At 69.1% G+C, this 12819-nt stretch carries 13 protein-coding genes and 1 riboswitch; of the genes, 5 read left to right on the top strand and 8 right to left on the bottom strand.

Features of this window, described 5'->3' with window-relative positions; all coding sequences use genetic code 11:
- Positions 1 to 6: 6 nt before the first annotated feature.
- The 3 genes from SCNU_RS14460 to SCNU_RS14450 all read left to right on the top strand — a co-directional run bounded on the left by SCNU_RS14460 (position 7) and on the right by SCNU_RS14450 (position 3236).
- Positions 7 to 561, top strand: coding sequence for a YceI family protein (locus SCNU_RS14460; RefSeq protein WP_040518511.1), 555 nt, complete (start codon positions 7 to 9; stop codon positions 559 to 561).
- Positions 562 to 636: 75 nt separating this feature from the next.
- Entirely contained in the window at positions 637 to 2364 is a 1728-nt protein-coding gene (locus SCNU_RS14455; protein ID WP_009680132.1) for an adenylate/guanylate cyclase domain-containing protein, read from the top strand.
- A gap of 2 nt (positions 2365 to 2366) precedes the next feature.
- Positions 2367 to 3236, top strand: a complete 870-nt coding sequence (locus SCNU_RS14450) for an oxidoreductase (protein WP_040518509.1) — start codon at positions 2367 to 2369, stop codon at positions 3234 to 3236.
- Positions 3237 to 3246: 10 nt separating this feature from the next.
- Here SCNU_RS14450 and SCNU_RS14445 read toward each other — a convergent pair whose 3' ends face one another.
- The 4 genes from SCNU_RS14445 to SCNU_RS14430 form a co-directional block, all read right to left on the bottom strand.
- On the bottom strand, positions 3247 to 3882 hold the full coding sequence (locus SCNU_RS14445; RefSeq protein ID WP_009680130.1) for an alpha-ketoglutarate-dependent dioxygenase AlkB: 636 nt from the start codon (positions 3880 to 3882) through the stop codon (positions 3247 to 3249).
- Positions 3883 to 3915: 33 nt separating this feature from the next.
- Positions 3916 to 5070, bottom strand: coding sequence for a pyridoxal phosphate-dependent aminotransferase (locus tag SCNU_RS14440; protein ID WP_009680129.1), 1155 nt, complete (start codon positions 5068 to 5070; stop codon positions 3916 to 3918).
- 157 nt (positions 5071 to 5227) lie between these two features.
- A complete protein-coding gene (locus SCNU_RS14435; RefSeq protein ID WP_009680128.1) occupies positions 5228 to 6880 on the bottom strand; it encodes a DNA repair helicase XPB in 1653 nt (550 codons plus the stop codon).
- 59 nt (positions 6881 to 6939) lie between these two features.
- Positions 6940 to 9291, bottom strand: a complete 2352-nt coding sequence (locus SCNU_RS14430) for a helicase-associated domain-containing protein (protein ID WP_009680127.1) — start codon at positions 9289 to 9291, stop codon at positions 6940 to 6942.
- Positions 9292 to 9337: 46 nt separating this feature from the next.
- On the opposite strand from SCNU_RS14430, the gene SCNU_RS14425 reads away from it, so the two are divergent.
- A complete protein-coding gene (locus SCNU_RS14425) occupies positions 9338 to 9517 on the top strand; it encodes a hypothetical protein (protein ID WP_040518508.1) in 180 nt (59 codons plus the stop codon).
- 186 nt (positions 9518 to 9703) lie between these two features.
- On the opposite strand, the gene SCNU_RS14420 is transcribed toward SCNU_RS14425, so the two are convergent.
- From SCNU_RS14420 to SCNU_RS14410, 3 genes are all read right to left on the bottom strand, one after another.
- Positions 9704 to 10336, bottom strand: a complete 633-nt coding sequence (locus SCNU_RS14420; RefSeq protein WP_009680125.1) for a transglycosylase family protein — start codon at positions 10334 to 10336, stop codon at positions 9704 to 9706.
- 6 nt (positions 10337 to 10342) lie between these two features.
- Positions 10343 to 10535, bottom strand: a riboswitch (cyclic di-AMP (ydaO/yuaA leader).
- Between the two features lie 263 nt (positions 10536 to 10798).
- A complete protein-coding gene (locus SCNU_RS14415) occupies positions 10799 to 11329 on the bottom strand; it encodes a flavin reductase family protein (protein WP_009680124.1) in 531 nt (176 codons plus the stop codon).
- Positions 11326 to 11535: a hypothetical protein gene (locus tag SCNU_RS14410; RefSeq protein WP_009680123.1), complete on the bottom strand. Its 210-nt coding sequence runs from the start codon at positions 11533 to 11535 to the stop codon at positions 11326 to 11328. The genes SCNU_RS14415 and SCNU_RS14410 overlap by 4 nt, the downstream gene beginning before the upstream one ends.
- 117 nt (positions 11536 to 11652) lie before the next feature.
- Here SCNU_RS14410 and SCNU_RS14405 point away from each other — a divergent pair, with 117 nt between their 5' ends.
- Entirely contained in the window at positions 11653 to 12072 is a 420-nt protein-coding gene (locus SCNU_RS14405; protein WP_009680122.1) for a cold-shock protein, read from the top strand.
- A gap of 104 nt (positions 12073 to 12176) precedes the next feature.
- Here SCNU_RS14405 and SCNU_RS14400 read toward each other — a convergent pair whose 3' ends face one another.
- Positions 12177 to 12761 (bottom strand): DUF2771 family protein, encoded by a 585-nt coding sequence (locus SCNU_RS14400; protein ID WP_009680121.1) that lies wholly within the window; start codon positions 12759 to 12761, stop codon positions 12177 to 12179.
- Between the last annotated feature and the right edge of the window lie 58 nt (positions 12762 to 12819).

Below are 12819 nucleotides of genomic sequence, written 5' to 3'. Positions count from 1 at the left end.
CACATCATGACTGCAGCAACCGTGACCCCCAGTGACCTGACCGCAGGCACCTGGACCATCGACCCGGTCCACTCGACCGTCGCCTTCTCGGTCCGTCACCTGATGGTCTCGAAGGTCCGCGGAAACTTCGACACCTTCGCCGGTGCCATCACGATCGCCGAGGACGGCACCCCCGCCGTGCAGGCCGAGATCGACGTGACCTCGATCAACACCCGCAACGAGCAGCGTGACGGCCACATCAAGTCCGCCGACTTCTTCGACGCCGAGCAGTTCCCGAAGGCCACCTTCGTCTCGACCTCCGTGGTCGAGAAGGCCGGCGACTACGAGCTCACCGGCGACTTCACCCTGAAGGGCGTCACCAAGCCGGTCACCCTGAAGATGGAGTACAACGGCGTCCACGCCGGCATGGGCCAGGGCCCGGTCGCCGGCTTCGAGGCCACTACCGTCATCAACCGCAAGGACTTCGGCATCGACATCGAGATGCCGCTGGAGACCGGTGGAACCGTGGTCGGCGACAAGATCACCATCACGCTCGAGATCGAGGCGACCCACACCGCCTGATCGCTCCACCCCCGCATCACCTCCCGGTCTTCGGTAATCTCAGTGAGATTCCAAGCGCCCGGGAGGTGATTGCTTTTGCGTGACCAGACTCGGGCCGATCTGCATCGTTTCGCGATCTGGATGGATCGTCGCCTGAAGCTCGCGTACTTCGGCGGCCGCCTGGTGGAGGGCGGCAGCGAACGCGTCGCCAACGAGTGGCGTGCGATGGACATCGACACTCGACGTGGGATCGTGGCACGGGCGATCGTCCTCGGTGGCGCGATCATGGGCGGCGCGAAGATCCTCATCAGCATCGAGACGTTCATCGCCGTGATGCTGGCGTTCAGCGGCGGTGAGTTGACGCTGCATTCCGGCAACGACGATCCCGGCATGCTCGCCATCCTGATGTCGACTCTGGTCGGACTGCTGGTGAGCATCGCGATCTCCCTGCTGTTCCTCCGGCCGCAGTTCGCGTGGTTCGTCAGCGGCACACCTGCGGACGACGAACGGCGCATGCAGGTCCAGGTGATTCCGGCCCGGGTGGTCTATGCCGACCTCGTGGGATGGCTGGCCGCCTACGTCACGTACGTGCTCGTCTCCGGTGCCCAGCCGGTGTTCCTGCTGGCGATGCTGGTCGCGTTCATGCTGGCCGCCACCACTTCGGCCTGTCTGAACTACATGTTCATCGAGAGCGCGGTCCGGCCGCTGGTGGTCCTGGCACTCGGCGGGCGGTCGATGCGGTTCGCCATGCACGGTGTCCGTGAACGGATGGCCGTGATCTGGTTGGTGTCGTCGGCCGTGCCGATGGTCGGCATGGTGACGATCATCGTCGGCCGCGCCCTCGATCTGGTACCGCAGGTGCACGACAACTTCGACTGGCCGATCGCCTTCCTCGCGTTCATCGCGCTGGCCTCCGGTGCTCGCGTCGTCGGGCTGGTCGGCCGGGCGATCCGCGACCCGCTCAACGAGATGAGCACGGTCGTCGAGGCGGCGAGCGACGGCGATCTGACCCAACGGGTCGCGGTCTACGACTCGTCCGAGATCGGCGTCCTTCAGGACGGCATCAACGGCATGCTCGACGGGCTCGAGGAGCGCGACCGGATGCGTGAGATCTTCTCCCGGCACGTCGGCGTGGGCGTTGCCGATCTGGCGCTGGAGCACGACGGCGAGCTGGTGGGCTCCAACACCGACGCCGCGATGATCTTCGTCGACATCACGGGGTCGACGTCCTTCGCGGCGCGACGCGATCCACGTGAGACGGCGGTCGTGCTGAACGCCTTCTTCTCCATCGTCGCCGAGGTGGTCGCCGAACACGGCGGCTTCATCAACAAGTTCGAGGGCGACGCCGCGCTCGTGGTCTTCGGCGCACCGGAGCCGATGGACAATCCCGCCGAAGCCGCGCTGGCCGCGGCGCGCGAACTGGGTGAGGCGCTCGGCGAGAAACTGCCGCTCGAGTGGGGGATGGCCGTTTCGTACGGCTCGGTGTTCGCCGGGAACATCGGGGCCCGGACTCGGTACGAGTACACGGTGATCGGAGATCCGGTCAACGAGTGCGCCCGACTGTCCGATCGTGCGAAGGAGGGCTACTCGCCCGTGTACGCGAGCGGCGCGGCCGTCGACCGGGCGGGGGAGGCCGAGGCCGGACGGTGGCGTCGCGTGGATCGGGTGACGCTCCGCGGGCGCGCCGAGCCGACCGAGATCTTCGCGCCGCGCGACCTGCTGGTCCGGGCCGAGCCGCCGTCGCTCGGTAGTGTGCTGGCTGACCTGGTGAAGTTCGCCAGGCCCCGTGAGCGGCCGCAGCGTGTCGCGCCGAAGGAGCAGTGACGATGAGTGGATGGTCGGCCGACCGGATTCCCGACCAGAGCGGTCGCCGGTATGTGATCACCGGCGCCAACAGCGGACTCGGTGCCGCGATGGCCGAGGCGCTGACTGCTGCCGGTGCCGAGGTGACGATCGCGTGCCGGAATCTGGATAAGGCCGAGCGCGTCGCCTCGTCGATCGGCGATCGCGCGCGAGTGGCAGAGCTGAATCTGGCCGACCTATCGTCGGTCCGTGAATTCGCGACGGGCGTCGATGACTTCGACGTACTGATCAACAATGCCGGTGTCATGGCGCTGCCGTTCGCGCGCACCGTCGACGGGTTCGAGATGCAGATGGGGACCAATCACCTCGGGCACTTCGCGCTGACCGGACTGTTGCTGCCGAAGATCGGCGAGCGCGTGGTCACCATGTCGTCGCTCGCCCAGAACTGGGGCCGCATCCACGCCGACGACCTCAACTGGGAGCGACGCCGCTACAACCGATGGTCGGCGTACGGGGACTCCAAGCTGGCGAACATGGTGTTCGGCCGGGAGTTGTCGCGCCGGCTCACCGAGTCGGGTTCGCCGGTGCGCTCGGTGCTCGCCCATCCGGGCTACGCCGCGACCGGCCTGATGCGGCAGTCCGAGACGCCGGTCGACTATCTGATGAGAGCGGGCGAGATGCTCCACGTCGGCCAGTCCGCGGCGCAGGGTGCCCTGCCCGCGCTCTACGCGGCGACCGAGGACGTCGCGAACGGCAGCTACTGGGGGCCGGACTTCGTGGTCCGCGGGGCTCCCGCGTCCGCGCGATATCGCTCGGCGGCCGACGATCAGCCGACCCGCGACCGGCTGTGGGTCGCTTCGGAGAAGCTCACGGGCGTGACGTTCGAGGTGTGACGGCCCGCCGTCAGCGCACACCCGAGGGGCGGAACTGGACGCTGATCCGCGGGCCCGCACCGGGGCTCTTCGGCACCGCGTGGTCCCACGTCCGCTGGCAGGTGCCGCCCATCACGAGGACGTCACCGGAGCTCAGGACGAACTTCCGCGACTGCCCTCCGCCGCGCGGCCGCATCAGCAGGGTGCGCGGCGATCCGAGCGAGACGATCGCGATCAGCGTGTCGTCGGTCCGGCCGCGACCGATGCGGTCGCCGTGCCAGGCGACGCTGTCGGAGCCGTCGCGATAGAGCGCGAGTCCGGCGGTCGCGAAGCCCTCGGGCAGCGCGTGCCGGTAGTGCGCGTTCAGGTCCGCGCGCATCGCGGCGAGCAGCGGGTGCGGCAGCGGCTGACCCTCGGCGTAGAACGAGAGGAGTCGGGGGACGTCGACGATGCTCTCGTACATCTGCCGTCGCTCGGCGCGCCACGGGACGTCGGCGTGCAGGTCGTCGAAGAGTTCCATCGAGCCGGTGACCCATCCGGGTCGGACGTCGACCCAGGCGCCGTCAGTCAATCGGTGACGGAAGAACTGGCCGGTCAGCGACGCCAGCCCGAGGCCTGACGCACCGACGGCGACGTCGAACAGCGAGGCCTGCACTCCGGGAGTCATGTCCCGAGTGTACGCCCAGATCGAACGTATGTTCTACAGTCTGCGGAGTCTTGCCGCGGCGTCGGCGATCACGTCGTCGCGCTTGCAGAACGCGAAACGCACCAGGTGCCGCCACGACTCCTTGTCGTCGACGAAGGCGCTCACCGGCACCGCCGCGACGCCGACTCGCGCAGGCAACTCGCGGCAGAACTGGTCGCCGTCGGCGTATCCGAGCGGACGCGGGTCCGCGCACACGAAGTAGCCCGCCTCGCTGCGGTGGACCTCGAAGCCGACGGAGGCGAGAGCCTCCGCGAGTACCGTCCGCTTGCGCTGCAGCTCGGCGGCATTCTGTGCGGCCCAGCCCATCTCGGTGCGCAGCGCGTGCGCGACCGCGGGCTGGAACGGACCGCTCCCGACATAACTCAGGAACTGCTTCGCGGCGCGGGCGGCGGCGACGAGTTCGGCGGGCCCGGTGATCCACCCGACCTTCCATCCGGTGCAGCTGAAGGTCTTGGCCGCGCTCGAGATCCGCAGCGTCCGCTCGGTCATGCCGGGCAGCAGTGCCAGCGGGTGCTGCTCGCGGCCGTCGAAGAGGAGATGCTCGTACACCTCATCGGTGATCGCGACGACGTCGTGCTCGACGGTCAGCCGCGCGATCTCGGCGAGGTCGTCGTCGCTGAGGACGGTGCCGGTCGGGTTGTGCGGGGAGTTCACCAGGACTGCCGCGGTGTTCGGTCCGAATGCGTCGGCGAGAGCGTCGCGGTCGAGGACGAAACCGTCGCCGTCGGGCACTAGCGGCACCGTCCGGCGGACGCCGCCGGCGAGCGCGACGCAGGCGGCGTAGGAGTCGTAGTAGGGCTCGATCATCACGACCTCGCGACCCGGTTCCACCAGCCCGAGCAGCGCGCCGGAGATGGCCTCCGTGGCACCGACCGTCACCAGTACCTGGGTGTCCGGGGCGAGGTCGAATCCGTAGAAGTCACGCTCGTGCTCGGCGACGGCGTGACGCAGCGACGGGACCCCGATGCCGGGCGGGTACTGATTGTCGCCGCCGTTGATCGCGTCGACCGCCGCGGCCAGCATCGACGCCGGACCGTCGGTGTCCGGGAACCCCTGGCCCAGATTGATCGCATCGTGCGCGACCGCCAGCGCCGACATCTCGGCGAAGATCGTTGACGTGAACGGACGCATGCGGTCGACCAGAGGCATGCGTCCAGGTTGGCACACGGGGCGGGTCGGCCGGTCGAGTTGCCGTCGGAGCGGAGCGAGGCGACCGCATCGAGATCGTCGTGCGGGTCTCGATGCGGTCGCCTCACTGCGGTCGGCGTCCTTACTCGGCCGACCCGGGGTCGGTTGCCGGCGGCCTCTACGGCAGGGGCGGTCCGACGATGTCGTCGGAGTCGACGATGCGGTATGCGTAGCCCTGCTCGGCGAGGAAGCGCTGCCGGTGGGCGGCGTAGTCGGCGTCGAGGCTGTCGCGCGAGACGACGGAGTAGAAGTGGGCCTGACCGCCGTCGGACTTGGGTCGCAGCAGCCTGCCGAGCCGTTGCGCCTCCTCCTGGCGCGAGCCGAACGTGCCGGACACCTGCACGGCGACCGACGCCTCCGGCAGATCGATGGAGAAGTTCGCCACCTTCGACACGACCAGTGTCTGCAGTTCGCCGCGGCGGAACGCGTCGAAGAGCTTCTCGCGCTCCGCATTCCGGGTGGAGCCCTGAATCACCGGGCAGTCGAGTTCGCGGCCGAGCTCCTCCAGCTGATCGATGTACGCGCCGATCACCAGTGTCTGCGAGTCCTTGTGGCGGTCCAGAATCGAGCGGACCACACGGACCTTCGAATGCGCGGTGGAGCAGAGCTTGTACTTCTCCTCCGGTTCGGCGACGGCGTATTGCAGTCGTTCCTCATCGGTCATCGTCACGCGGACCTCGATGCACTCGGCGGGCGCGATCCAGCCCTGCGCCTCGATGTCCTTCCACGGTGCGTCGTAGCGCTTGGGGCCGATGAGACTGAATACGTCGCCTTCGCGACCGTCCTCGCGAACCAGCGTCGCCGTGAGGCCGAGGCGGCGCCGGGACTGCAGGTCCGCGGTCATTCGGAACACCGGGGCCGGAAGCAGATGGACCTCGTCGTAGATGATGAGCCCCCAGTCGCGGGAGTCGAACAGGTCGAGGTTCTTGTACTCGCCCTTCGACTTCCGAGTCATCACCTGGTAGGTCGCGATGGTGACCGGGCGGATCTCCTTGCGCTCGCCCGAGTACTCGCCGATCTCGTCCTCGGTCAGCGACGTGCGAGCCACGAGTTCGCGCTTCCACTGCCTGCCGGCGACGGTGTTGGTGACCAGAATCAACGTGGTCGCACCGGCTTTCGCCATCGCCGCCGCGCCGACCATCGTCTTGCCTGCGCCGCACGGGAGCACGACGACGCCGGAACCGCCGGCCCAGAACGAGTCGGCGGCCAGCTCCTGGTAGTCGCGCAGGTGCCAGTCGGACTGGTCGAGGTCGATCGGGTGCGCCTCACCGTCGACGTACCCGGCCAGGTCCTCGGCGGGCCAGCCGACCTTCAGCAGGATCTGCTTGAGCCTGCCGCGCTCGGACGGATGCACGACCACCGTGTCGTCGTCGATCCGGGCGCCGAGCATCGGCGCGACCTTCTTATTGCGCAGGATCTCCTCGAGCACCGCGCGGTCCAGGCTGACCAGCGTCAGACCGTGGGCGGGGTTCTTCGTGAGCTGCAGTCGCCCGAACCGGCCCATGGTGTCGACGATGTCGACCAGCAGCGGCTGGGGGACCGGGAAGCGGGAGTGGGTCACCAGGGCGTCGACCACCTGCTCGGCGTCGTGCCCGGCCGCGCGTGCGTTCCACAGCGCGAGCGGCGTCACCCGATAGGTGTGCACGTGCTCGGGTGCGCGCTCCAGTTCGGCGAACGGCGCGATCGCCGCGCGAGCCGCCGCGGCACCCGGATGGTCGACCTCGAGCAGGAGGGTCTTGTCCGATTGCACGATGAGGGGTCCGTCAGTCACCCGTCCATTGTCCAGATTCGCCGCGGGTGTGGCTACCGGCCCCGGGCCGGCGGTCCGCGTCAGAGCAGTTCGACGCGGGTGATCCGGTGCAGGGGGAACCGCAGTTCCTCGTCGCCGCCCTCTTCGTCGGCGACGAGCTGCCCGGCGGCGAGCGAGCGCGCATGCAGCACGTGCCTGCTCGCGGCGCCCTGGGCGTCGACGTAGCCGATGCGCAGTCGCCGCCCGGTGCGCAGCGCCAGCTGGATGAGGGTAGAGACCGTCTCGCCCTCGACGGCGGAGGCTCCGCTCGCGGCCGCCGTCGCGGCGATCGGACCGGCCGCGCGGTCCGCGGTCCGCATCCGGGACACGACCGCCTGCGCCTGCCCCGGCCCGATCGCCGAGCGCCGCGGGGCCGGCGACGACGCCGCGCCTCGCGCCGGCACGCGCACGCCTCGGCTGCGCAGGTCGATCAGTGCGCCGGACGAGTCCTCGCCCGCCGGTGCGAATCCCGCCGCCTGGAGCCGGTCGATCACATCGCGCAGCGGCGCCGCCGACACCGCGACGGTCGGCGCCAGGGCCCGCAATGCCAGATCGGCCGCGGCGTCGCTGCGGAGCACCTCGGTGAGGGTGGCGGTGTCGTCGCAGCGGATGAACGACGACGCGACGCCGGCCCGGAGGGTGCCATGGCGCCGGGCGACGTCGTCGATCAGGTACGACATCGACTGGGGCACGGGTGTGCGCGAATGCTCTTGGAGGAAGGCGCTGATCTCGGCACTGCTCCGGCCGGTGTCGAGTGCGCGCCGGACGCTGTCGTCGGTGACCCGGTACATCGAGGCGGCGCCGCCCGACTCGAGGTCGGCGAGCAGGCGGAGGCGGTCTGCGGTGTCCGGTTCGAGCGGACCGGGGACGACGACCGTCAGATCGGCCTGGACCAGGAAGTAGTCGATCAGTTCGGGCAGCGACCCGGTCATCGCGGTGAGGACGTCCGACGGGGCGTCGTCGTCCGGCGCGGCGGCCAGCAGCAGACGACCCGCGGTGGTCAGCGAGCCGTGCGCCACGAGCCCGAGTTCGGTCGCCTCCCGCAGGGTCTGTGACACGGTGTTCAGGTTCATCCGGCGGAGCTGTCGGGGGTGACGCCAACCGAGCACCGCGGTCAGCGACTCGGCGGTGACCGGGTGCGCAGGAGCGGCGTCGGCCAACGGGGCGAGGATCATCCGGCGGGAGGCAGCGGCGGTCGCGTCGAACAGTTCGGCGGAGAGCGCGGCGAGGGTGTTCCCGTCGCGATCGGTGTCGCCGATCTGCCACGGGCGACGGGGCAGCTCCAGCCAGGCGCGGGCCATGCCGAGCCAGCGGCGATCGGTGCCCTGGTGCGCCCACGCGTCGACGGCGGTGGTGGGCGCGAAGACGTCCTCGGCGAGGTAGTCGTGCTGTGCCGAATCCGGTGGACCGGCGTCGAGCAGCCGCTGCTTGGCGAGGACCTCGACGAGCATGCCGACGCGGGTCACCGAGAGCGCCGTCGTCTTCGCCAGCCGTCGGAGCTCCCGGATTCCGAGGCCACCGGACCGCAGCATCGCGGCGGGCGCCGAGCCGAGGGCGTCGATCAGATCTCCCGCGTGCCGCAGCAGTTCGAGCACTTCGCCGGCGCCCGCGGCGTCGACCGCCGACGCATCGAAGCGACCCGGCCCGTCCTGATCGGTCAGGGCCGGTTCGCGCAGCGTGCGCGTGACCAGCGGCGGTTCGCCGCGAAGCACCTGACCCACCTGCGGCGGCAGCTCGACCGTCTGCTCATCGATCCGGGCGAGCAGCCCCAGCGAGAGGAGGGTCGGAACCGGTGCGGCCGGGTCGGCGTCGGGGGCGGCGTCGCGGCTCCGGCCGAGGGCCGAGCCCTGGGCGAGCGTGGTCAGCAGTTCCCGCGGGCGGTCGTCCACGGACTCGATCCGCTCGCGGATCTCCGTCGGATCGAGTCCGGAGATCGGCCCGAGCAGGTTGTGCGCGCGCCAGGGCAGGGCGGCGGGCAGGTGCGCGCCGCCGATCCAGTGGGCGTACTTGCCGCGCTTGGCCGGACCGGTGCCCCAGAGCAGCCCGCGAGTCACGAGAGTCTCGATCCGGGCGTCGACGTCGGCGCGCAACGCCCGCTTGCCGATCCGCTGGACGATCTCGTCGCGTCCGACGGGTCCGAGCAGTTCCTTGCGTTCGCCGAGCGCGTCGGCGGCGTCGAGGAACGCCTCGAGCACCGCGACCGCGAGCAGATCGAGGCCTTCGCCGGCGAGCGCCACCGACGCCGCGGACAGGGCGCGCTGGGCGAGTACACCGGTGCCGCGCGGCGGGGGAGAGGCGAGGTCGGGCCGGGCGATCAGCAGCGCGGTGAGAGCGTCGTCGGAGCGCCCGGCGAGATCGTCGGCCAACCCGCGCAACGGCAGGTCGGGACTCATTCGGCCAACTTTACCGCCGCAGAGGGCGGCATGGCACAATGAGGTCGTGGCAAAGAAGAATGGATACGTGGACAACGGCTGGCCGACCGAGATCGGTGACGAGCACGCAGTGACCGAACTCGTTTCGCACCTGGCCGGCGCACTTTCGCCGTACGGCGACACGCAGCTCCCGCAACCGGCTGAGGACCTGCCGTTCATTCAGTCGCACACCGTCGTCAACCGCTGATCTGACAGCGGACTCCCACCGGCCGGACCGACAGGTCCGGTCGGTTTTGTCGTATCCGCTTCGCTCGCCTGCATCCGCTCCAGTCCGGAGGTGAGCGGATGCAGGCGACGCGCGCGGATGCGGTCAGCGGTCGCATGCAGAAAGGCCCCCGCCGAGGCGGGGGCCTTTCTGGTGGAACTCAGGGGGTCAGGGCAGGTTGACCAGGCCCTTGTTCTGGTTGTACAGCTTCAGCTGATCCGGGGTGAGCTGGTAGCCGGAGTCCTTCGCGGCCTTCCATGCGCTACGGACCTCGGGGCTGACCTTCGAGCTGTTGACGGCCTCGTCGACCTGCTGCTTGGCCTCATCGGTGCTCTTGGCATCCGCCGTCTTGCCGAGCTCGGACTTCGGAGCGTCCTGAGCCTTCGGGGCGATCGGGTTGGCCGGCTTCGGGGTCGACGGCGCGGTGCGCTGGGTAGCGCCCGAGAGCGGACCGCCGCAGGTGGGCCATGCGCCCTTGCCCTGGGTGGCCAGCACGCGCTCGCCGACGGCGATCTGCTGCTCACGGGTGGCCTGGTCGGCGCTCGGAGCGTACTGGGTGCCGCCGTGGGCCGCCCAGGTGCTCGGGCTGAACTGCAGACCGCCCTGGTAGCCGTTGCCGGTGTTGATGGCCCAGTTGCCGCCCGACTCGCACTGCGCGACCTGATCCCACTCGGAATCGGTGGCGGCCGAGGCGTGGCCCGCGCCCATGAGGGCTGCGCCGCCGCCGATGATGGCCGAGGTGAGGGCGATCTTGGCGAAAGTCTTGGTGTTGGTCGTCTGCTTGGCGTGACGTCCGGACATAGTCTTCGTTCCTCTCTCCACGCGCCTACGAGGTGAGCTGTCGGGTTCGGGCTGAGAGGTGCCCGGTCCGGCTCGCGTCGCTGGGTGCGACGTCTGCCGGACTTAACCCCAAGGTCGTTCATCGAGATGATCGACCGGTTCCCGGAGGATTGTGGGTCCCCCGTCCTCGCTCCTGAACTTGCATCAGCGGAGTTCTACCGGCGGAAGCGAGGTTGGGCGCGACCGGCAAAACTGGTGTTCGGGTGGTCGCCTGGTTGACGGCCGCCATGAACACTACGGTGTCGCCCAGGTTTGGACAGCCTTTGCGTCGACCCGCGGTCAACGGCCGGTAGCACTTGCTTGGTCGGCATTTCGGCGTCGGTGCTGCTCACGGCACTGATACCCGTTCCGTGTCCGGCTTGTTATCGACTTGTTATGTGACAAAGGTCACAGCCCGATTGAGACGTCAGACACGGGGGAATGTCAGGATTGTGCGCGCCGAGCTTCGAGTGCCCGGAAGCTGCTGGCGTGGAAGACAAGTGGTTCGACGTCGGGGTCGCACCGGAGCGCTGCGATCGCGAGCAGCACCACGATGTGGTCGCCGGCGGGGATCTCGGCGAACACCGTGCACTCGAGGTGTGCGGTGGCCCCGGGGATGTACACCGCTCCGGATTCGTCGGAGATCGGCCGGACGCCGGTGAAGCGCTCCTCCGGCGGTCCGGCGAGCCTGCGGCAGATGTCGCCCTGGTGGGCCGCGAAGACGCTGACGCCGACGGTGCCGCCCTTGAGCGTCGGCCACGTCGCCGATCCGTTGCGGACGCACACCGACACCAGCGGGGGGTCGAGGGACACCGTGGTGAATGCGCTGGCCGACATGCCGATCGGCTCGTCGTCCGCACCGTCACCGCTTCGGCACACCGCCACCACGCCGGAGGGGAAGCAACTGAAGGCCCGCTTCAGTTCGCCTTCGTCGGTCACCGGCCGGAGCGGGCGATCCGGATCGATCTGATTCATCGACTGCGCCGTCCCGACAGCAGGGCGAAGACGATGCCGAGCAGCAGTCCGACCGGAGCGCACATCGCCAGAAGGTAGACGATCGTCACGGGTACGGTTCCGGTGTCCCGGACCGCCGGGAAGAGCAGTGCGATGCTCGCGATCATGCCGATGCCGAACAGAACGACGGCGACCCCGAGCAGGCGTGAGGACTTCTGGGTCTGCATGGCATCAACGGTAGCCGGGACGGTAGAATCTGTTTCAGTGCGCCTCTGCTCGGACTGCCATCGGGCTCGGGCGCTTTTGTCTTGTGGCAGACCAGATCAGTTGTGAAGGTGATCGCTGTGCCGACCGGCCGGGTGAAGTGGTACGACTCCGCGAAGGGCTTCGGGTTCCTCTCGCAGACCGACGGTGAGGACGTCTATGTGCGGGCCAACGCCTTGCCCGCCGACGTTCCCGAGCTGAAGGTCGGTCAGAAGGTGGAGTTCGACATGGCGGCCGGTCGTCGCGGACCGCAGGCGCTGCGCGTCACCGTCCTCGAGCCCGCTCCCAGCGTCTCGCGGAACACTCGGGAAGCCGCTCGCCGTGAACGTGATGCCAAGCGCCTCTCGCCCGACGAGTTGCACGGACTCATCGCCGACCTCATCACGCTGCTCGAGGGCAAGGTGCAGCCCGACCTGCGCAACGGTCGCTACCCCGATCGGAAGACCGAGCAGCGTATCTCGGAAGTCGTTCGCGGCGTCACCCGCGAGCTCGATCGCTGAGGTCCCAGTTCGACGTTGCCTGCGGGTCGATCCGGGATCCGCTCGCCTACGACGAAGCCCGCTCAGTCACTGACTGAGCGGGCTTCGTTGCGCTTGAGACCGGCCTAGCCTCGCTGGTCGGGGAGTTCCCGGGTGCTGAAGATCCGGAAGTCGACCGGCAGGGTGCGGATCGAGAAGGTGCCACGGATCGAGAAGTCGGCGTCCAGGGTGTCGCCGCCCATCCCGGGGGTCTTCTCCCGGTACGCGGAGATCGACGAGATCTCGACACCCATCAGCACCCGGCGCGGTTCGCTGTGCAGGATCTGGGTGTACATCGTGTCCGGCATGTGCAGCCACATCACCCGTTGGATGCCGCGCGGTGTCGCGTATTCGGCGATCAGCGTCCACGGTCCGCTGGCGACCTCCTTCGGCACACTCAAGGTGACCCGCTCGCCGACGGCGACGGGGTGGTCGTAGGTGCGCAGCTTGAACCGGCCCCTCGCGTCCACACCGCGGCAGTCGTCCATCTGCACCGAGCACCAGTACGACGGCTCCGCACGCGTCAGATCGTCCCCGGCCTGGAATGAGACGGTCGGCAGCGGCTTCTCGTGACCACTGACCAGCAGTGCCGTCGCGCCGGCGATGATCACGAGTGCGGCGACGACTACCGCTCCGATGATGGTGAGGGCCTTCTTGTCCGCCGGTTGCATCACGGTGAATCCGTCTTTCTCTCGAGGGGGGCTGGGCTGGAGGTCTGAACTGCGAGCC

Source organism: Gordonia neofelifaecis NRRL B-59395 (assembly GCF_000192435.1).
Taxonomy (GTDB): domain Bacteria; phylum Actinomycetota; class Actinomycetes; order Mycobacteriales; family Mycobacteriaceae; genus Gordonia; species Gordonia neofelifaecis.
This window is presented reverse-complemented; position numbering and strand designations above follow the sequence as displayed.

Coding starts and splice junctions, on each gene's coding strand:
- SCNU_RS14410 (WP_009680123.1), bottom strand. CDS start 11,535: ATGCAGACCCAGAAGTCCTCACGCCTGCTCGGGGTCGCCGTCGTTCTG.
- SCNU_RS14460 (WP_040518511.1), top strand. CDS start 7: ATGACTGCAGCAACCGTGACCCCCAGTGACCTGACCGCAGGCACCTGG.
- SCNU_RS14440 (WP_009680129.1), bottom strand. CDS start 5,070: ATGCCTCTGGTCGACCGCATGCGTCCGTTCACGTCAACGATCTTCGCC.
- SCNU_RS14450 (WP_040518509.1), top strand. CDS start 2,367: ATGAGTGGATGGTCGGCCGACCGGATTCCCGACCAGAGCGGTCGCCGG.
- SCNU_RS14445 (WP_009680130.1), bottom strand. CDS start 3,882: ATGACTCCCGGAGTGCAGGCCTCGCTGTTCGACGTCGCCGTCGGTGCG.
- SCNU_RS14420 (WP_009680125.1), bottom strand. CDS start 10,336: ATGTCCGGACGTCACGCCAAGCAGACGACCAACACCAAGACTTTCGCC.
- SCNU_RS14415 (WP_009680124.1), bottom strand. CDS start 11,329: ATGAATCAGATCGATCCGGATCGCCCGCTCCGGCCGGTGACCGACGAA.
- SCNU_RS14430 (WP_009680127.1), bottom strand. CDS start 9,291: ATGAGTCCCGACCTGCCGTTGCGCGGGTTGGCCGACGATCTCGCCGGG.
- SCNU_RS14400 (WP_009680121.1), bottom strand. CDS start 12,761: ATGCAACCGGCGGACAAGAAGGCCCTCACCATCATCGGAGCGGTAGTC.